Source organism: Streptomyces sp. DSM 40868, assembly GCF_011820545.1.
In the GTDB taxonomy this organism is placed as follows: Bacteria; Actinomycetota; Actinomycetes; order Streptomycetales; family Streptomycetaceae; genus Streptomyces; species Streptomyces eurythermus.
Genome location: NZ_CP050504.1, coordinates 2887625 through 2909334 on the forward strand (window position 1 = coordinate 2887625; position 21710 = coordinate 2909334).

Annotated in this window: 8 protein-coding genes; 7 read left to right on the forward strand and 1 reads right to left on the reverse strand. The window is 67.8% G+C overall.

The window, feature by feature from the left end; genetic code table 11:
• Positions 1-56: 56 nt before the first annotated feature.
• The 3 genes from drmD to HB370_RS13025 all read left to right on the forward strand — a co-directional run bounded on the left by drmD (position 57) and on the right by HB370_RS13025 (position 10686).
• Positions 57-3302, forward strand: coding sequence for a DISARM system SNF2-like helicase DrmD (gene drmD / locus HB370_RS13015; RefSeq protein ID WP_030789830.1), 3246 nt, complete (start codon positions 57-59; stop codon positions 3300-3302).
• Entirely contained in the window at positions 3302-7726 is a 4425-nt protein-coding gene (locus tag HB370_RS13020) for a DNA methyltransferase (protein ID WP_030789827.1), read from the forward strand. Before drmD ends, HB370_RS13020 begins: the two co-directional genes overlap by 1 nt.
• 107 nt (positions 7727-7833) lie before the next feature.
• Positions 7834-10686 (forward strand): competence protein CoiA family protein, encoded by a 2853-nt coding sequence (locus HB370_RS13025; RefSeq protein ID WP_051816069.1) that lies wholly within the window; start codon positions 7834-7836, stop codon positions 10684-10686.
• A 252-nt stretch (positions 10687-10938) separates the two neighbouring features.
• Here the strand turns inward: HB370_RS13025 and HB370_RS13030 are convergent, their stop codons facing one another.
• Entirely contained in the window at positions 10939-12519 is a 1581-nt protein-coding gene (locus tag HB370_RS13030) for a hypothetical protein (RefSeq protein ID WP_030789822.1), read from the reverse strand.
• A 221-nt stretch (positions 12520-12740) separates the two neighbouring features.
• Here HB370_RS13030 and drmA point away from each other — a divergent pair, with 221 nt between their 5' ends.
• The 4 genes from drmA (at position 12741) to HB370_RS13050 (ending at position 21702) form a co-directional block, all read left to right on the forward strand.
• The gene (gene drmA, locus HB370_RS13035) at positions 12741-16580 is read left to right on the forward strand and encodes a DISARM system helicase DrmA (protein WP_078637719.1); all 3840 of its coding nucleotides are present in this window, start codon (positions 12741-12743) and stop codon (positions 16578-16580) included.
• Positions 16577-18508 carry a DUF1998 domain-containing protein gene (locus tag HB370_RS13040; protein WP_030789818.1) on the forward strand — a complete coding sequence of 644 codons (1932 nt, stop codon included), beginning with the start codon at positions 16577-16579 and terminating at the stop codon, positions 18506-18508. Before drmA ends, HB370_RS13040 begins: the two co-directional genes overlap by 4 nt.
• Positions 18509-18520: 12 nt before the next feature.
• Positions 18521-19297 carry a DISARM system phospholipase D-like protein DrmC gene (gene drmC / locus HB370_RS13045; RefSeq protein WP_030789816.1) on the forward strand — a complete coding sequence of 259 codons (777 nt, stop codon included), beginning with the start codon at positions 18521-18523 and terminating at the stop codon, positions 19295-19297.
• Between the two features lie 251 nt (positions 19298-19548).
• Complete coding sequence (locus HB370_RS13050; protein ID WP_030789814.1) at positions 19549-21702, forward strand: UvrD-helicase domain-containing protein; 2154 nt, start codon at positions 19549-19551, stop codon at positions 21700-21702.
• Positions 21703-21710: the final 8 nt, after the last annotated feature.

Here is a 21710-nt window from a genome sequence, read left to right on the forward strand (position 1 = left end):
CTAGTATGAGCGTCCCGGTAGGCACCGCCGTATCGCCAATAGTGGAGGATATCCGTATGCCCAGTACCACCCGTACTTCCGGAGCCTCCGCGATCGTCGCACCGCCCAAGGAGAACGATCTCGTCCAGGTGCGCGGCCAGAACTGGGTGGTGTCCGGCATCGAAGTCGCCCCTGCTGGTGATGCCACGGTGGTGCACCTGCAGTCCGTCGCCGACGGCCGCTACGGCGACACCCTCTCGGTGATATGGGAGGTGGAGCCGGGACGCCGGGTACTCCCCGCCGGCTCCCTCCCCGACGCTTCCGCGGGACGGTTCGACCCGCCCGAGCAGCTCGCCGCCTTCCTTGATGCGGTCCGCTGGTCGGCCGTCGCCTCCGCCGACGTCAAGACGCTCCAGGCTCCCTTCCGGTCCGGGGTGGCCATCGAGCCCTATCAGCTCGAGCCTGTCGCCCGCGCCGTCGGCGCCCCTCGCGTCAACCTCCTGCTCGCCGACGACGTCGGTCTCGGCAAGACCGTGGAGGCCGGCCTGGTCGCCGAGGAGCTACGACTGCGCGGCAGAGCCCACCGCATCATGATCATCTGTCCTGCCGGGCTCACCCTCAAGTGGCGCGACGAGATGGCGGACAAGTTCGGCCTGGAGTTCACCGTGGTCGACTCGGCCTGCTGCGCCGAGCTGCGGCGCACGCACAGCAGCGCCGCCAACCCCTTCCGGGTGTTCCCGCTGACCATCGTCAGCCTTCCCTGGCTGCGTACGCCCAAGGCGCAGCGACTCATCGACGAGGTGCTACCACCGGGCGGAACAACGGAGCTGCCGGGCCGCCCCGGCCGCCGGACCTTCGACCTGCTGATCCTGGACGAGGCGCACCATGTCGCCCCGAGCGCCCCCAAGCAGGTCTACGCCGTCGACTCCCAGCAGACCAAGCTGATTCGGCGCCTCGCCCCCCACTTCGAGCACCGGCTCTTCCTCTCCGCCACCCCGCACAACGGTTACCAGGAGTCGTACACGGCGCTCCTGGAGCTCATCGACAACCAGCGCTTCTTCCGCGGTGTCGAGCCCGACACGGACGCCCTCGCCGACACCGTCGTACGACGTCTGAAGACCTCCGTGGTCGACGAGGACGAAAACCCGCGCTTCCATGCCCGGGAGTCGAAGGCGCTGCCCGTCGAATACCCGGAGACGGAACGTGAGATCCACGCTCTGGTGACCCGTTACGCGGAGCTGCGCAAGAAGCGTGTCACTCCCGACCGGCGCGGCGGCCGCAAAGCCGTCGACCTGGTCACCCTGCTACTGAAGAAGCGGCTGTTCTCCTCCCCCGCCGCCTTCGCGCACACAGTCGGCGTCCATCTGGAGTCGGTGCGTGCCAAAGACAAGTCCAGTGGGGACAAGGACGTCCAGGCCCCGGTTGAGACGCCGCTGTGGATCGCGCAGTACGAGGACTACGCCGCCGAACTCGACGACGAGGAGCTGTCCGAGGCCGAGGACGACGCGATCATCCGCGCCGCCACCGTCACCCCGGGATCCTCTGAGGACGAGGCCGAGCTGCTGGAGCGGATGGCCCACTGGGGTCAGGCCCACCAGGCGTCCCCCGACGCCAAGGCCACGGAACTCATCAAGACCCTGAAGGCCATCTGCCTTACCGGCGGGATGTGGGGCAACGAGCGGGTCGTCGTGTTCACCGAGTACCGCGACACCCAGGACTGGCTGCTGACCCTGCTCCAGCAGGAGGGTCTCGCGCAGGAGGGCCGCGTCCTTACCCTTCACGGCGGGAAAAGCGCCGAGGAACGGGAGCAGATCCGGCTCGCCTTCCAGGAACCGCCCCACACCCCCGAAGGCAAGGTCCGCATCCTCATCGCCACCGACGCCGCCAGCGAGGGTATCGACCTCCAGGACCACTGCCGCTATCTGATCAACTACGACATCCCGTTCAACCCCAACAAGCTGGAACAGCGCATCGGCCGTATCGATCGCTACGGCCAGCGCCACAACCCGCAGATCATGCACTTCGTCGGCGCCGCCTGGGACAGGGCCAGGACCGATGTGTACGAGGCAGACCTGGAATTCCTCGCGCGTATCGCGAGGAAGGTCGCGCAGATGGAGGAGGACCTCGGCGAGGTGAACGCCGTCCTCGCCGAGAAGGTGCAGCTGCGGATGACCGGGCAGCTCGGTGACTTCGACATCGAGCACGCCCGAGCGAAGAAGATCAAGGGCCGCCCCACCGGCGGCAAGGTGGACGCCGAGCAGAACGTAACCGAGCAGGTACGGCGGCTGAGCGCCCAGCTGAAGCAGACCACCGCCGACCTCGGCATCACCCCGGACCGGGTCGCCCGCGTCGTCAACACGGCACTTAATCTGGCGAGGCAGCAGCCCCTCGTGCCGTGTTTGGACGAGAACCCGCAGTCCGAGGACGACTTCCGGCAAGGCCTGTTCACCGTGCCGCCGCTGACCGGCTCCTGGGAGCGGGCCACCCGCGGCCTGACCGACAAGCTCCGCCCCGACGTCCTGCGTCCGGTGACCTTCGACGCGAAGGCCGCTTCGGGGCGCCCCGACATCGTCCTGGCCCATCTGAACCACCCGCTGGTCGCCATGTCGACCCGGCTGCTGCGCACGGCCGTGTGGAACGCGGACAACGTCGATCTGCGCCGCATCACGGCCGTCGTCAGCGACGATCCCGCCCTGGAAACCACGTTCGTCGGCGCGTACGCGCGTTTCGTGCTCGTCGGCACGGACGGGCAACGCCTCCACGAGGAGATTCTGCACGCGGGCGGCTGGCTGGGGGAGAACGGCTGGCAACGCCGGCTGCGCGGGGTGGAGGCGGTCGGTGCGATCCTGGACCGCGCGCTCACCGAGGGCCGCCCCGCCCGGGACCGTCTCCTCCACCGCCTCCAGCAGAGCTGGCCGAAGACGTACGAGGGCCTCACCCAGTCCATCGAGGCACGCGGCAAGGAGCGCAAGGCATCCCTGATCGACCGGCTGGCCGAGCGCCAGGCCGACGAGGAGAAACGCATCAACGCCACCCTGGACCGCCTGCAGCGCACACTGCGGAACCGGCTCGGCGACACCTTCCCCGGCACAGCCTCCCCCGCGGGCGGGACGGACGCGCTGTTCGGCCTGGACGAGCTGAAGGACCCCGACGAGCGCCGCCAGCTCGCCGACGACCGCAAACGCTGGCGGGCCCGGCTCGACGGTCTGGAGGACGAGCGCAAGCGCGAACTCGCCGCAATCGCCGCCCGCTACCGCGACCCGCAGGACCACCTCTTCCCGGTCGCCGTCGTCTTCGTCATCCCCTCCAAGGAGGCCTACTGATGAGCCCCGCGCCCCGCTCTGGAGGCCGACGCCCCTCCGCCGCCGCGATCCGTGCCGCGAAGGCGTCCGACGGCAAACAGCAGCACCTGGACTGGCTGAACCTCGTCGAGGTTTCCGGCCCCTTCCTCACCCTGCCGGTCCTGTTGCGCACCTGGCCGCAGCTGGAGGGCGTCCCCAAGGAGCGCCGCGCCGACATCCGCCTCCACCACGGCATCTGGCAGGACGACCGCAAGGGCGCCGGCCGTCTCGACTGGATCGACTTCCAGCTGCGGACCTTGCTGGAGTGGGGCGACGCCCTGCACCTGCGGGAGGGCACCGGGCTCTTCGGCGACAGCGGCGAGAGCCTCGCCGAGGACGACGCCCTGCTGGACCGGTTCGCCGTCAGCCCACCCGGGTCCGACACCACCATCCGCCCCGACTTCGCACTCGTCCGGCCCGGAACCGATCCCGCCACCGAACCGGACACCGCCGCTCTCACCCGCCATGTACCGGTCCTCGGCCTGGTCCTGCCGCCCGACACCGTGCCGACCCGGCGCATCAAGGGCGACTCCTGGTCGGCGAGCGGAGTCGACCGGCTCGCCCACGTCCTGCGCCACCACGGCGTCGAGCTGGGCCTGGTCACCGACGGCCGCTGGTGGTCCCTGGTCTGGGCGCCGCCCGGCGGCGTCACGACCAGTGCCACCTTCGACACCATCGCCTGGAACGAGTCCGCGGACCTGGTGGCGGTCCGCGCCTGGGTGTCCCTGCTGCGGCGCGGCCGGTTCTTCGGACGCCCCGAGGACGAGCTCCTCCCCGCGCTGCTGCGCGAGAGCCTGGACGGCCAGGAAGACGTCACCGAGGCCCTCGGCGTCCAGGTCCGCCAGGCCGTCGAACTCCTCGTGGACTCCATCGGCCGCGCCGAGGCCAAGATGGTCAAGCGCGGCGGCAAGGGCCTGTCGGGCGTACCGGCGAGCGAGGTCTACCGGGGAGCCGTCGCGGTCATGATGCGCGTCGTCTTCCTGCTCTTCGCGGAGGAACGGGGCCTGCTGCCCGCCGACAACGAGCTGTACGCGGAGGCGTACTCGGCCGGGCGGTTGTACGAGACGCTGGACGAACGCCGCCGCGCAGACGGCGAGGACTCGCTGGAGCACACCACGGCCGCATGGCACCGGCTGATCGCGCTCTTCCACGCCGTGCACGGCGGAGTGAACCACCCGCTGCTCACCCTGCCCGCGTACGACGGCTCCATCTTCGACCCCAAGCGCTTCCCCTGGCTGGAGGCGGTCCCGGAGGGCGCGGACGGTACGGACCCCGACACCACACGCGCCGCCGACGGTCACACCTCTCTCCTCCCGATCGACGACCGCACCGTCCTGCACGTCCTCGACTCGGTGCAGTTCGTCGTCGTCAACAAGGAGCGGCGTCGGCTCACCTTCCGTGCCCTGGACGTCGAGCAGATCGGCTACGTGTACGAGGGCCTGCTCTCCTACGACGGCAAGCGCGCCCAGGACACCGTGCTCGGGCTCATCGGCAAACCTGGCCTGGAACACGAGGTGGGCCTGACCGAACTGGAGACACTGGCGGCGCCGTTCGGCGTGGGCGCGCGCGCCGTCCCCGGCCAGAAGTCCGACCTGCCCGGCCTCGCAAAGAAGCTGTACGAGCGCTTCAAGGACCCCAAGCCGCCGGCCACGGCGTCGAAGATGGAGAAGCTGCTCGCCCCCGGCGACGAACAGGCGCGGGGCAAGGCCCTTCACCGCCTTCTCGCGGTGACCGAGAACGACCGCGAACTGGCCGAGCGAATCCTCCCTTTCCACGGCCTGCTCCGCGAGGACCTGCGCGGCCTGCCCGTGGTGATCCCGGAGGACGGCCTGTACGTCACGGAGTCCCGCCTCCGCAAGAACACCGGCACCCACTACACGCCGCGAGCCCTGGCCCAGCAGGTCGCCGAGGGAGCGTTGGAGCCGCTGGTCTACCGTCCGGGCCCGTTGCAGACGGCGGAGAAGAAGCAGTGGAAGCTCGTCAAGGCGGACGAGATCCTCAACCTCAAGGTCGCGGACATCGCGATGGGGTCGGCGGCGTTCCTGGTCGCCGCCTGCCGCTACCTCGCGGACAAGCTGATCGACGCCTGGGTCGAGGAGGGTGACGAGGAGGCCCTGGCCTTCCGCGGCAGTCACCGCGATCAGGCGGGCGCGGTCACGGCGGCAGACGCGGAGAGCGACCCGGTCGTGATCCGCGCCCGACGCCTGATCATCGAGCACTGCCTCTACGGCGTGGACATCAACCCGATGGCCGTAGAGATGGCCAAGCTGTCGCTGTGGCTGATCTCGATGGACCCGGAACGGCCCTTCACCTTCCTGGACGACCGGCTGGTGGCGGGCGACTCGCTGCTGGGCATCACGTCCCTGGAGCAGCTGGAGGTCATGGACCTCGACGCCCGGCGGGGCCGCGAGCGGCACAAGCGGGGCGTCATCGACTTCACGGCGGGCGTGCGCGAGCTGGTCCACGAACTCGCCGAGGACCGCAAGCGGATCGGCGACATGCCGGGCGAGACGCTGAAGGACATCGCGGACAAGCGGTCGATACTGGCCGACGTTAGGGAGCGGACGGCGCGCGCCAACCTTCTCGCCGACCTGACGGCGGGAGCCGCTCTTGCCTCGCACGGCAGTGGTCCGCTGCCGGCTCGGGAGTCTCTGAAGAAGGAGATGGCCCGGCACGGCTGGTCCCTGAAACGGTCCGAGGCTCCGATGGCTGCGGCGGGCATGGGCTTCGCCGTGGCGAAGGGGCTTGAGGGAGCCACGGAGGAGGCCCGCTCACTGGCCCGGGAGTGGCTGGCCACGGATCTGCCTGAGGGCGGGTTCGAGAGGGAGCCGGTGCATTGGCCGTTGATGTTTCCGGAGGTGTTTGAGGGGGGTGGGTTTGATGCGGTGATTGGGAATCCTCCTTTCCTGGGCGGGACTAAAATCTCCGCCCCCATGGGCATTGCTTACCGGCACTACGTGGCAGATTCGATCGCTGGATTCGAAACGGATCGAGCGGATCTAGCCGCATTCTTCACCCGCCGAGCCGCAACAATCACGAATTCCAGCGGAAAGATCGGCCTAGTAACGACGCACGGCGTAGCCCAAGGCACCAGCATGGAGGTAAGCCTCGGAAACCTGACCAGCGCAGGATGGGTCATTTACAAGGCTATCCCCAGGCATCCATGGCCGAGCCACAGCGCATCCGTGTACATCATTCAATTCCACCTGAGTTCTGATCAGTGGCATGGGACAGTAACCCTAGGAGCAGCAAAGGTTCCCAGGATTACGCCGACTCTCACACCCGCCAGCCGCTCAGATTGGAAACCCGTTCGGCTAGCCGAGAACAGCAACCGCGGCCTACAGGGAAGTAAGCCGTCAGCCAAAGGGTTTATCCTCGATACTACAACCGCACGGATGCTCATTGCTTCCAACCCAAGGAATGCCGAGGTTGTCAGGCCTTACTTGACTGGCAGCGACCTCTACGGCACCCCAGATCAGAGCGCACGACGGAGCATCATCAATTTCCAAGACTGGCATGAAGAACAGGCCAAGACATACACCGAACCTTTTTCTTACCTCTACAAGAGGATCCCACTCGAACGAGTTGGCTCCTCAGAGGAGGACAACCCGAATTGGTGGCAATTTGGCCGTCCAGCAGTTGAGCTGTACAGACGAATCAGCGAACTAGACTCTGTCATCGCGTTCGCATACACCAGCAAGACAATGACGCCCGTGATGGTGCCGGTCGGCCCAACGTTTGGCGATAGCGTTGTCATACTTCCTTTTTCTGACTACGGCACATTCGCCACACTGGCGAGCTTCGCCCATTACTGGTGGGCCATCATTAACGGCACATCCATGAAGAACGATCCCCGGTACCAAGTGCCGAGATGCTTCGAAAATTACCCCCTCCCACTTCCGGGCCGCCGCGCTCTACTACAAGAGGTCGGTAAGGAACTGCATGATTCACGACGCCACGTAACCCACCAACGGAACATCGGCCTTACTGATCTATATAACCTAATCCATAACCCTGATTGCCATGATGGCGATATCGTTAAAATTAGAAACATTCAATGTCTCATCGATGAATCAACAGTCCGCGCGTACGGCTGGGACGACCTCCTAGAAACTCCTGAAGGACTAGGCCACACTTTCCAGGAAACCGAACAAGGAACACGCTACACGGTTGACTTGACGGTCCGCACCGAAATCATCGATCGCCTCCGCGAGTTGAATCAGGAGCGATATGCCGCCGAGGTCGCTACTGGACTTCATAAGGGCAAGTCCGGGAGCATGGGAAAGCGGGCGCAGGGCGAGGCCAAGAAGGCGCAACGAGAGGAAATCCCCGGCACCAAGGAGGGCGCCCCAGCGCAGAGTTTCGATGACGACGGGCTCTTTCCGCCCCAGGACGCCCTCTTCTGATCCGAGCACCACCTGGGTCGCCGCCACCCACAACACCGGGCGGCGACCCGCCCTCCCCCCACGCGCAACACCCAGACCCCGTTCACTTTCGCCCAGTGGAGCGTGTCATGGCTGTAGTCGACACCCGGCTCGTCCAGACGGCCGTCATCGGCACGAAGGATTCGGATCAGCCGGTCATCCTCCCCGAAGAGCCGCACAACCTTGATCGGTTCCGCCGGCACTTCCACGGCAAGCGATTCTGGTGCGGCACGTTACTCGGCGGTTGCGGCGGGGAGCTGATGACCAAGCGGTACGAGACCAAGGTCTGCCACTTCGCCCATTACCCGGACCACACCGGCACCGCCCCCGTGTGTGATCGCGTCGCGAACGGCGTCGACAGCGCCGACCATCTCTTCATCAAGAGGGACCTGACGGCCTGGCTCAAGGCACAGGGAATTCGGGTCCAAGCGAAGCTTCGCAACCTCGGCACCAGTCCCGGCGATGCGGTGGACTTGTGGCTCCCCAAGACCCGTCATCGGATGCGCTTCCAGCTCTGCCCCCAGGACTACCGCACCTGGTACCGGGCCGAACAGGAACTCAGCACGCCCTGCGAGCAGATGGACTGGGTCTTCAGCTCTGAAGGGCCGATCTCCGCCAACATGGTGCAACGGCAGGGTTACGCGCTCCGCGTGAAATGTGAGACGCACGGTTCGGACCGACGCGTCCTGATCGGGGTCGAACGTGCCGATCGGCCTGTTGTCTGGTCAGCTCTGGACGATTGCCGACTCACTCCTGACGGGCTGGTCACCCCAGTACTGGAGGAGTTACTCGGCGACGACAGTGCGATTCAGCGCGGCAAAGGTGCCTGGCTCCGGCCCGCAACGTTCCCCCTCCGGGCCGACCAGATCGTTTTTGCAATCGACGCCAAGGTGCCGGCGCCCAAGCACTCCCCACTCGCCGCCGAGGGCCGCTACATCATCACCGCGGACGTAAAGCCCGCTGGCAGCAGGATCATCCGAGCGCACGTGTCCCTCCCGAACGACGTTCCTATGCCGACCGAGCAGCATGTGTACCGGCTGTACGGAGTGGCCCGTCTCCTCCTCACCGATCCCGATCCGCGAGACGGCGTGCAGTGGGCGGTGCGGGCCGATGGCGTCGTTCAGCTCGGCGGCATCGAGGCGGAGCGCACCGGTTTGTGGCGCCCCGGCATCGCTCTTGCCCAACGGGTGGGGAGAGCGTCAGACGTTCCTGTCCCCGCCCAGCGCACCGCCATGGAGCAGGACACTGCCGTATACGGCCGAGTCGGCTCAACGCAATCGTCGAGTGGTGCTGCTCCCACAAGGCCGGATCCCGAAATGGTGGTCCGGGTTCGCAAAGCGCTGGAGGATTTCGCCAAGCGTCGCACCCCCACGACGTGGAGCACGCTGGGAGCCGTTGCGAAACTCAACCTGATGCGGCTGTCCCCCGCCGAACGCCGGGACCTGCTCATCGCCGTTGATCGTCCCGTCACCCCGGACAAGCCCGTGCTCTCGGCTCTGGTACGCGACTCCGGCGGCCGCCCGCTGCCGGATATGACCACGATCATCCGCGAACTCGGGATTCATGCCCCCGCCGATGACATCACCTTGAGGCTGTGGTGTGACCGCGAAAAGGATCGCGCCTACCACGCTCACAGCACATCACGTATCCGCATGATCCCGGCCCGGCTGGCCATCGGCGCCGATGGCCAGCCAGCCAAACCTCCGGCGGTGTCACGACCCAAGGGACGCCCGACCACTCCCGACTCACGGCGTCCCAAGACGTTGGAGGGCGGTCTCCAACAGCTCATCAGCGCCATGGCCCGTGGGCAGGAGTTGTTGCGTGTGACAAGCGGCCCCGATCACACGAGGTTGTCCAAGGCCATGAAGAAAGCCAGGGCACGCCTCGATGCTCACTACGCCGCAAAGACCAAGGGGACAACCTACGCCGACCAGTTGAATAGTCACAGTGGTTCGCTGAGTCACCATGCTCAGCTCTTGCTGCGGGCCATCAGGACAACGGAGGACCACTTCACCCTCGAGCCGGTTCCCGAGGCAAAGACGCCTGAGCCTGCACAACCGGCTTCACCGCGTGTCGTCGCCGAGCATGCGCCCTCGGCGCAGCCGACCGAAGCAGCGGTACACAAGTCGCCCAAGGATGTGGCCGCCGAACAGTTCGAGTCCCTGGTCGAGCAGTTCAGGGAGGCACAGCGCGTGCTGGACGTCGACCGGGCGGAAGAGATCTACCGCATGGCCGGTCCCCTCCACAGAACACAACTCTCTCCCGCAGCCCAGCACCGGAACCAGGCGATCGTCGCGGAGATGAGGACGTGGGTAGGCGTGCAGCAACCCAACCGCTCCTCGGCGCTTCTCAAGCGCTGCCGTCGTCTGATCCACCAGATGCGGGAGGAGAAGGACACCATCAGCACCGACGGCCTGGCGGCCCTGCTTGCGGAAGCGAAGGCATTGAGCGAACGCGTCACGCTGTCCGACTCAGAGCGCAAGGATCTCGCCAAATGGCAGCGGCATCTCCAGGCACGACGCGAGGCGGAGCAGCTCACTTCAGACAGCGATCCGTCCAAAGACGAGCCTGTAACCGAAGGGCGGCTCTCCCGGTCACAGGTTCTCCATCTCGCCTCCGTCGTGCGGCCCTTGTTGGAGCAGACCGCACGGGGTCAGTCCCTGACAACGTGGAGTGACCTACGACGGCGGCTCGGGGAGAGTGTCCTTCCTCGCCTTCACCCGGATGATCAAGGCGAGGTCCTCGTCGCTGTAGACCGTGGCACTCCGGCCGATGAACCCCTGTTGTCGAGCCTCATCGTCGTAGGAGACAGCGAGATCCATCCCTTGTACCGGCACGTGGCCTTCTCTCTCGACCGGGACGTTTCCCTCTCGGATACGACTCTCCGGAGTGAATGGGCCGTGGACGTGCTTCGCCTTCGTGCTCTGTGGAAACACCGGTGACCAATCAGCCATCAACTGCTCGTTGACTGCACGGGCGGGGCTTTCACCTGCGGCCCACGGTGGACGACGTCCCAGCCTACGCCGATTCGTGCAACGGCCTTGTCGCCGTGCAGCCCGAGGGTGGGCACGGGTTTACGCCCGCTGGGGTGTCGAGCCGTACCGTCCACCGGCAAGTCGGTCTGGTATTAACTGAACGTCGGTCGTCTTCGGTCCCCTGCAGAGCGGCCCTGAACCTCGGAGTCGGCCACGCGCTCAGAACAGTGTGTCGTCGCGCTGGAAGAGTCCCCCGTCGAAGACCGCCGAAGCCTGCTCCTGCTCGGCTGGCGGGACCTCGTAGAGCGAGGCGCCCCCTTCGTCTCGCCCGTCCAGCCGCAGCCCGGCACCACGCGGCTCCTGCCCCACCGCCGGGGCCTCCGCGTCGGGCTTGTCCACCATTCCGCTCAGCCGCTTCAGCCGGGCGTATGCGTACTCCCCGCACAAGTCCCTCAGCGGCTCGGGTACGTCCACCCTGATCGTGCGCAACGTCCGCAGCCCGCCCGCCTTCCTGGCGGCCAGGATGTCGAGTCGGGCCCATCCGGTCGTGGCGAGCATCAACAGCCTGGACAGGTCGTCGGGGTCGTTCTCGTCGTACTGGAAGCGTAGGTGATGGAGGAAGCTCTCCGGTTCGTCGTCCGGCAGGCCGATGAGCAGGTCTCCCGGCCGTTCCTTGTCCACCTCGAACTGGATCCGGCCGTCGTGGCCGAGCCTGGCCGCCATGCGTTCCTCGGGGCCGGGACGCACCGCGCAGAACCACCAGGGGGTGTGGCCGGGGAGGGAGTGCCAGGTGAAGGTCGTCGGTGTCGTGCCCCGGGCGGACCCTGCGCGCAGCTCGATCATGGTCGTCATCCAGCCCGGTGCCGGCGCCTGCGAGCCCGGCAGGAGGGGTCTCGGGTGGGGGCCGGCGTCGCCGTCCCGTACGAGATAGGTCTCCAGCATCAGCTCCTGGTCCCGCTTCCGGTCGTCGTGCGCCGCCCGGAACAGTTCCTGCTCGTAGGTCGTGAGGCCCTCGCGCACCCGCTCCCGGACTCGGGCGTAGTCCGCCGCCGCGGCCGCCACGTCCCTCCAGAGGCCGCCGCCCGTGCCGGAGCTCAACTCGTCGGCCCGGCGGCGGACGTATTCCGCGGCCTGCGCCTCGCTGCCGAGCGCGACGAGGTGTCGCGCCTCTCCGAGGTACTCCCCGAGCCACTGGGCCGATCCGGTCAGGTGCCGGGCCACTGGTGCTCGGTCCAGCAGTCCGAGGGCGGCCCCCGTGACGTTGTCCCGCTGGGTGGTGCGCAGGTAGGCGGCGAAGGACTGCCACCGGGCTCCCGGATCCAAGGGCCGGTCCAAGGATCCGTCGCTCATCACGCACGGATCGAGCATCCAGCGTTCGTCCAGTTCGCGCGCCGTGCGCAGGGCTCCGACGGCTGCCGCACGTCGTGCGGTGTACAGCTGGAGGAAGCCGGTCCACAAGTCGGACGTCCGCCAGGAGCGCAACAGCGGGAGCGCGTGCTCGTGCTCGTGCAGGTGACGGAGGAGGCTCGCGACCAGGTCGGCGCAGTCCTCCAGGGGTGGTTCCCGGTTCGGCCAGAGCGAGTAGAGCTCGTCGGCGATGTCGGTGGCCGCGGTCCCCCGCTGGTCGCGCAACGCCGTGCGGACCATCAGCATGGCCTGTACGAGGGTGGGGTTCCCCAGGTCTTCGGGGAGGAATCGTTCCGTTCCCGGGCAGGCGGAGTCCAGTTCGTACGCCAGTTCCTGGATGATGTTCTCCCACCACTCGGCTCCGGCGTCGGAGAACTCCCTGCCGTTGTCCACTTCCCACCCCACAACAACTGTGTTGGACGCACCATGGTTGACCGTAAGTCAGGTGACGCCTTCAGCCTGCACCCTACGTGAGACAACAGAGGAAGACGCTTGTGAACTGAGTACACAGCTGTCATTCTTAGCATGCGCAGTTTGTGCGGACACCGCGCTGTCGGTGGACCGCCCTATCGTTGTTCGCGGGTGCCCATCGGTGCCCAGGGAGGGAAATGCGCATGCCGTCACCACAGAACGCCGCCGCTCCGACGCCCGGCGTTCCCCACCCCGTCGACGAGGTTCCCCAGACTTTCCGGTCCGGCTCGTCGTACGACGTCCGCGAGCAGCTCGGCAAGCTGATCTCATGGGACCTGCTGGGGCCGTGGGCGGGCGACGAGACCGAAACTCTGCCGCCCAACAGCGCGGGTCCCCGCGACCGTTACCTCGTCGGACTGCTCGGACCCCGTCCGGCGCCGACCGACCAGCCGGTGAGGGTCGCGGCCGGCCAGGCGGAGACCGAGGTCGGCGGGGAGGGTGACGGGCAGGACGCGGAACTCACGGACCGGCTCACCCCTCAGGCGGCCGGACGGCTGTGGGCGTCGTCCATGGGACTGAGCTTCCTGGTACCGGCCGACGTGGGCATGCTCAGTGTGGTCGCCTCCTGGGGACGGTACCGGCAGAGCGACGGCAAGACCGACGACGGTCGCACAGTCCGCACATGGTCGCGGGAGCCGGTCCGGCACGAGGTGGACATTCCCGTCGACGTGCCGGGCACCCGCCGCAAGGTGCTGGAGGGCGTCGACGAGAGCGATCCGAACCTTCCCTGCATCCGGCTCGACGTGCACGTGCGGGAGCGGCCCGGCACGGTCGACGGCGCGGACAACCTGCGCTTCGTCGACCTGTCGCTGATCAACGCACTGGAGGAGTCCCGCGAGCAGCGGGACGGACAGTGGCTGTTCCAGACGAAACTCGAGGTCACCTCCTTCGACGGGCAGTCCAGCGTCTTCCTGCCGATCGACGACCCGCTGTCCGATGACCCCGGACGGCCCCAGGAGAGCCCCGAGGAGCAGCATCTGCGGCTGCTGTACCGGCAGGAGCTGAAGCACGCGCACGGGCGGAACGTCGCCGTGCACGCGCAAGTCCTGCCGAAGGGACGCCGTGCGGTCAAGCTGGAGACGACCTGGCTTCCGGTGAAGGACGTGCCCGCCACGGTCGCACCGAGCACGGCGCAGCAGCCGCTCCTGGCGGGACTCGAAGTGAGCATGGACAAGCTCGCCGAACTGGCGGTGTGGGAGCGCCGCGATGAGCTGCTGAAGGCTCTGCAACCGCTGGCCGACGGCTACGACGGCTGGCTGGAGCAGCAGGCCGTCAAGGCGCAGTCGCTCTCCGGCGAGCTGCGCACCGCCGCGCAACGGGCGGTCGAGGAGGCGCGCGACGCGTGCGCCAGGATCGCACTCGGCATCGACCTGCTGCACGCCGACCGCGACGCGCTGCGCGCGTTCCGTTTCGCCAATCGGGCGATGGCAATGCAGCGGCGGGCCACGGCGACGGCTGCGCTGCGGGCCGAGGGCGGCGAGAACCCGCCCACATACGCGGCGGCGTACGCCGAGGTCGACAGCCGCGGCGCCGCGGCCGCGAGCTGGTACCCCTTCCAGCTGGCGTTCGTGCTGCTCAATCTGTGCTCGCTCACCGACCCCGCGCACAAGGAGCGCCGGGCGGACAGTACCGCCACGGTCGACCTGCTCTTCTTCCCCACCGGTGGCGGCAAGACGGAGGCCTACCTGGGCCTGGCGGCCTACACGTTCGCCATCCGCCGGCTGCAGAAGGTCGTCGGGGAGGGGGAGGACGCCCGCGAGGGGCGTGACGGTGTGGCCGCACTGATGCGCTACACCCTACGGCTGCTGACCGCCCAGCAGTTCCAGCGGGCCTCGGCCCTGGTATGCGCGGCGGAGGTGCTGCGCAGGGAGGACGAGAACGTCTGGGGCAGCCGGCCGTTCCGCATCGGCCTGTGGGTAGGCGCCGGTGTGTCGCCGAACTGGTATGGAGACGCGGCACAGCAGATCGCCGAGGCCACCGAGTCCGCCTCGGGACAGCATGCGAACGTGCTGCAGGTGCTGTCCTGCCCGTGGTGCGGCGAGGAGCTGCGGGCGTGGCGGGACGTGACGCCGGACGACGTGCGGCGGCGGATCCTCGTGTACTGCCCGCGCGGTGAGGACGCGGAGCCCTGCCCGTTCTCCCGGGTGCTGGCACCCCGTGAGGGGCTGCCGATCCTCACGGTCGACGAGGAGATCTACCGGCTGGTGCCGAGTCTGCTGATCGCGACCGTGGACAAACTCGCGCAGCTGCCGTGGCGCGGCTACGCGGGGTTGCTGTTCGGACGCGTGACCGAGTACTGCGAGCGGCACGGCTACCGCCACGACGACCTCGACGAGGAGATCGGCTGCGGCTCCCGGCACAACGCCAAGGACAGGCACAAAGCCGTGACGAGCCGGCCGATGCCGCGACGGCTGCGGCCGCCGGACCTCATCATCCAGGACGAGCTACACCTGATCTCCGGGGCGCTGGGCACCACCGTGGGACTGTTCGAGTCGGCCGTCGACCAGCTGTGCACCTGGCGAGTGAGGGACGCGCGAGGGGAGCTCCGCGAGACCGGGCCGAAGATCGTCGCGTCAACGGCCACGACGCGCAACGCCCGTGCCCAGGTACTGGGGGTCTTCGCCCGGGACCTGGCGATCTTCCCACCGCAAGTGGTGGACGTCGGGGACACCTTCTTCTCCCAGCAGGTGGACATCACCCGCGAGAACCCGGGGCGGCGTTACTACGGGGTGTGCGCGCATGGTGTGCGCATGAAGGCCGCCGAGATCCGGATCGCGGAGATCCTGCTGCTGGCCGGGCAGCACATGTTCGACCTCTACGGCGCGCCCGCCGATCCGTACATGACGGTGGTCGGGTACTTCAACGCGACCAAGGAGCTCGCCGGCATGCGGCGGGTCCTCGACGACGACGTGCCGAGCCGGCTGCGGGCCAACGGGCGCCGCCGGGGTATCGCCAACCGGCTGCTGCGCGACACCGACATGCTCAACCTTCAGGAGCTGACCTCCCGCATCTCGTCAGCCGACATCAGCGCCACCCTCAAGCGGCTGGAGATCGGTTTCAACCCGGAGCACGACACGTCGGTGCGCAAGCAGGCGATCATCGACGAGTTCCGGGACGCGGGGAAGACTCGCCAGCCGCGGGTCCTGCCCTCCCTGCCGCACCGCAAGCCGGTCGACTACGTGCTGGCCACGTCGATGCTGCAGGTCGGTGTGGACGTCTCCCGCTTCGGGTTGATGGTCGTCACCGGACAGCCGAAGAACACCGCCGAATACATCCAGGCCTCGTCACGTGTCGGACGTCAGGCAAAGCGGCCCGGGATCGTGATCACGCTCTACAACTGGGCACGTCCCCGGGATCTCGCCCACTTCGAGGACTTCGAGCACTACCACGCCACGTTCTACCGGCAGGTCGAGGCGCTGTCGGTGACTCCCTTCACCCGGCGGGCGCTCGACCGGGGTACCACCGCCACGTACGTCTCGGCTGTTCGGCAGGCCTGTGACGAGTTCTCCGACAACGTGGACGCGGAGGCAGTCGACCTCGACGACCCGCGGGTGCGGGAGGTCGAGCGGCGGCTGCTGGCACGTGCCGAGTCGGTGGACGGAGAGCGCGCCCGCCAGTACCTCGCCGAGCGCATCGATACTCTGCGCGATGCCTGGCTGGCCAAGAAGGGCGAGCAGGGCAGGCTCGGCTACCGGGGCCAGACCCGGAAGAAGCAGACACTTCTGGGGCTGTTGCGCAACGCGGACGGCAGCGGATGGGACGTTCTCACCGTTGCCCAGTCGATGCGTGAGACGGAGAACGAGATCAACATGCTGCTGCCCGCCGACACGGTGCTGACGGCCCCGGCCGGCAAGGCATGGGAGTTCGGGCCGTCGAACGAGACAGGTGGCGGAGACAGCGCGGACACGGTGGGCGGCGACGAGTTCGGCGAGGTGCCGGACTCCGAGGGCAACGGCACGGGGGCCAGGGGGCAGCGGTCATGAGCGGTGGGTACTTCAGGCGGGTGGGTGCCGTACGGCCGAGCCACCTCATGTTCACCGGCGGCGTCGGCGCGCTCGTCGACCTGCCCAACTTCTCCGTCATGGTGAAGGGCCTCGACCACTGGAGCTACGCGGGTGTGCCCGATCCCGTGATCGAGGAGCCCCGGCTGCGCGGGGCCATCAACAGGACACTGCGCCGTTATGGCCCCCACCAGGTGACCGAGTTGCGCACTGCGCCGTGGATTCCCGGCACCGACACCGACCCGAAGGGACACGCGGCGAGGATCGGGGTGCCTGTGACCCCCTTCCCACAGTGGCTGCGCTGCACCGCGTGCAATGAGCTGGCCTCCCTGGGCTCGGGCAAGTGGGGGTTCGAGAACAACAACCCCCGGCGCCCCGACGAGGCGCGCTTCTACCACGAGAACTGTTACCGGAAGAAGAAGGGCCGCAAGCCCCTCGCCGTGGCCGCCCGCTTCGCCCTCGCCTGCACCAGGGGACACCTCGACGAATTCCCGTACACGGAGTTCGTCCACGAGGGGCGGAGCTGCCCCGACACGACGTACCCGACGCTGCGTATGCGCGACAGGGGCGGCAACCTCGCGGCGAACGTCTCTCTCGAATGCCTGGTCTGCAAGAAAGCCAAGCGCAACATCCGGGACGCAATGGGCGACAAGGGCCGGGAGAACCTGCCCCGCTGCCGCGGCCGGCACCCGCAGTTCGACGGCGTCTACGACAACTGTGGCGAGCAGCCTTATCTGCTGGTCGTGGGGGCGTCCAACCAATGGTTCCCCGTGACGCTCAGCGCGCTGGCACTACCCGACACCGGGGCCGACTCGCTGCGTAAGCTCGTCGAGGAACGCTGGCCGGACCTGGAGGACTTCGAGGACGAGCATGAGATCGCCATGTTCGCCAAGAAGTCCAAGCACCACCGCTATCTGCGGGACTACGAGCCAGCACAGGTCTGGCAGGCCATCTCCGCCTACCGGGCGGCCCTCTCCGGTGAGGAGGGCGAGGCCGAGCAGCAGCCGGGTCCTCCGGATCTGCTGACCCCGGAGTGGCAGGTGCTGTCCGCAGCGAAGATCGCCGACCCGACCGAGGACTTCGCCCTGGTGGAGGCCTCGCTCAGTGAGCCCCTGTCCTCCGTCTTCTCCCGGGTGCGGCAGGTGGAACGGTTGCGCGAGGTGCGGGCGCTAATCGGGTTCACCCGGCTCGACGCGCCCGACCCGGAAGACCCGGGCCTGGTTACCCGGGTCGAACTGGGACGGCGCGAACGCGGCTGGGTGCCGGCCAGTGAGGTTCGCGGCGAGGGGCTGTTCCTGCAGGTGGACGATCAGTTGATCGAGCACTGGGAGCAGCGCGTGGCGTCGAGCGAGGCGCTCGCCGCCCACGCGGCGGCGTTCCGTCGGTTCCGTGAACACCGTAGGTCCGAACGCATCCAGGACGGTTCCGACCCGATGCATGGCTGGCCGGGCAGCCGCTACATTGCGCTGCACACACTCTCCCATCTCCTCATCCGAACCATCGCAATGGAGTGCGGTTACAACTCGGCGAGCTTGGCCGAGCGGATCTACAGCGGCGACGCCGAGGAGCGGCGGACCGGCATCCTCATCTACACGGCGGTCCCGGATGCTGAAGGCACGCTCGGCGGCCTGGTGTCCCTCGCCGATCAGGACCCGAGCACCGGGGAGAGCCGGCTGACGAGAATCGTGCGCACGGCACTGCACAAAGCGGGGCGGTGCTCCTCAGACCCGCTGTGCGGCGAGCGGCTTCCCCAGGCGCCGGAGGACTTCCTGCACGGCGCAGCCTGCCACTCCTGCCTGTTCGTGTCCGAGACCACATGTGAGCGCGGTAACCGTTTCCTGGATCGGCGGTTCATCACCCCGTTGCCGGGTGACACGGAACCGCTGGCCCTCATACCGGATTTTAGGTGAGCGGACGAGCGCGTGAGTCGCAAGCACTTCGAGGCGGCGACCGCCACGGCCGCCGCCTCGCTCGGACCCACACGGACGAAGACCCTGGCCACGCTCCTCGCCCAGGGGCGTTCCCCCGCGTACATCCTCGGCAAGTTCCAGACACCGGCCGCTCTGGAGGCCATCTCCTCCCTGCTGGTCTCGATCACAGAGGACGGCGTGCCTCCGGCTGAGGCCGCGGCGTATCTGCGTGGGTACGCCGCGGCCTGGACCCGGCGACGCGAGGACACCGAGGTCCGAGCCGTGTGGAGCGGCCCCTCCACGCCGGGGACGCCGGTCCGCGCCACCGCCCAGGTACTCACAGAGGTGGTCGGCGCCGCGGAACACCGGATCGTCGCCGTCACCTACTCGGCCCGCTCGTATGCACCGCTGACCGCGGCGCTCTCCGAGGCCGTAACCCGCGGCGTCACGGTCGACATCGTCGTCGAGACGCTGGAAGGCGCGGGCGGACTTCTCTCCGGAGGTGAGCCGGCCGCTGCATTCTCCGGCATACCCGGGCTGCGACTCTGGCACTGGCCGAATTCCCGACGCGCCGCTCCCGGCGGTCGGTTGCATGCGAAGTTGGCGGTGGCCGACGACCGGATCCTCTTCCTCACCAGCGCCAACCTCACAGCGTCGGGCGCCGAGCGCAACATCGAGGCGGGCGTGCTGTTGAAGGGCGGCCCCATGCCGGGCCGGATGGCAGATCACATACGGGAGTTGCAGCGACGAGGGGTTCTGACGCGATGGCAGGGGCCCCGCACCCCTTAGAGAGCTGACCGCAGTGTTCGCGTCAGAGCGGACGCGGCCGGGTCTACTGGCGCGACAGCACCCATGACTTCGAGCCGTATCGGGCCGCTCCCTTCGAGGATTCGGCTGCTTACATCATTGAGTGACGCGCACCGCGCCGAGCGAGCGACGCATCACTCCGTACGTGCCCGCGCGTGTACGGACCTGCGTTCCGCGCCGCAGCCGGTCAGTAAGGTGATGGTGTTCTTGAGGGATGGCCGGAGGGGGCGCTGATGGCTACGTTGGGGATGCACCGGGACTTCCTGCTGGAGTTCGCGGCGCTGGAGAAGCCTGTCCAGAAGCGTGTCTTCGAGGTGTTCGAGAAGTTCGCGACAGCCACCCACGCAGGGCTGCACCTGGAGAAGCTGACGCATCAGAGGGATCCGCGCCTGCGGACCATCCGCATCACCGACTTCTGGCGAGGCGTCGTCCTCAAGGCTGAGACCGGCAGCAGTTATCTGCTGTTGAAGGTCCTCCCCCACGACAAGGCCAACCACTGGGCCGCCAAGCACCGGGCGTCGGTGAACGAGGCGACGCAGGGCATCGAGATACGCAACGACGTGGCTCTGGAACGGGCCACGGCCGGGTTGCGGGCGCTGGCCACCCAGGAGTCGCCCTGTCTGTTCCCCGCCTCCGAGTATCCGGACAAGATGCTGCGCAGTCTCGGTGTGGACGAGGAGATCCTGCCGATCATCCGGCTGATCCCGGACGAGGATCATCTGGAGGCCTTGCACAAGGTACTCCCGGAGCATCAGTACGACGTGCTGCTGGGGCTCGCGACCGGCATGACACCGGAAGCGATCGACCGGGAGTTGGTGCAGGCGTATGCCCGGACCGCAGTGCGGACTCCCGCGGCCGAAGAGACCGACGAGTTGAGAGCTGCGATGGCCCGTTCCCGCGGCCGGGTCGCTCTCGTGTCCGGCCCGGTGGAACTGCAGGCCATCCTGGAGCGCCCGTTCGACGCCTGGCGGGTCTTCCTGCACCCGAGCCAGTACCGCGTGGCATACCACGAGGGCTATACCGGGCCGGCCAGGGTCACCGGCGGACCCGGCACCGGGAAGACCGTCGTCGCCCTGCACCGGGCATACCACCTGGCACGGCGGCTGCCCGCCGATGCCCCCGACGGGTGTGTCCTGCTCACCACGTACACCAAGGACCTTGCAGCGGAGCTGGAACGCTGCCTGGCCCTCCTGGTCGAGGAGGTGGACGTCCGGGCGAGGATACGTGTGGTCAACGTCGACGCCCTGGCCAACGAGATCGTACGAGCGGAGCGTGGCGGCACCCCGCTGAAGCTGGTCGTCGACCAAAAGGACATCACCGCCCGCTGGGCCCGCATCGCGCGACGGCTGGGGATCGACTTCACCGACGTCTTCCTCGATCAGGAGTGGCGTCATGTCATCCTGGCGCAGGCTCTGACGGAACCGGAGGAGTACCTGAAGGCCCCGCGCACCGGTCGTGGTACGGCGCTCCCGCCGCTGAAACGGCTTCAGGTATGGCGTGCCGTCTCCGCCTTCGAGGAACAGCTGCGTCATGCGGGAGAGTGGACTTTCCTGCAGGTGTGCGCGGAGGCGGCACGTATTCTGGACGAGCGGCGAGAGAGACCGTATCGCCACGTCGTGATAGACGAGGCGCAGGACCTGCACCCCGTACAGTGGCGGTTCCTGCGGACACTGGTAGCCCCCGGCCAAGACGATCTCTTCCTCGCCGGGGACACCTACCAGCGGATTTACGGGAACCGGGTCTCGCTGCGCTCGCTCGGCATCCCGGTCGTCGGGCGCTCGCACCGGCTGCGGATCAACTACCGCACCACACAGGAGATCCTGGCCTGGTCCTCCTCTCTGCTGACCGGAGAGGAACCCGATGACATGGACGGCGGCAACGAGACACTGGCCGGGTACCGATCCACGATGCACGGTGAGCGGCCGGAAACGGCCGGGTATGCCACCAAGCCCGAGGAGATCGAGGCCTTGGTCGCCCGGGTGCGGGACTGGATCGGCGCGGGAGTGGATGCGGAGGACATCGGGGTGGCGGTGCGCTTCATCCAGCTGGGGCGGGACATCGCGCACGCCCTGGAGCAGGCCGGAATTGCGGCATGCATACTCGGCACCGCCGGTCGCGGCGGTGCCGGCGTGCGCATCGAAACCATGCACCGGATGAAGGGGCTGGAGTTCCGCTGCGTCGCCGTGGCAGGTATCAATGACGGCACCGTGCCGATGAAATCGGCTGTCACCGCGGTGACTGTCGACGCCCAGCAGCACCAGGAGGACCTGAACAGCGAACTGAGTCTGCTGTTCGTGGCGTGTACCAGGGCTCGGGAGGCACTGCGGGTGTCCTGGCACGGCGCACCGAGCCCGTTCCTGGCACCGGTCACCGCGCCGCGCCGGTAGTGCCCCGT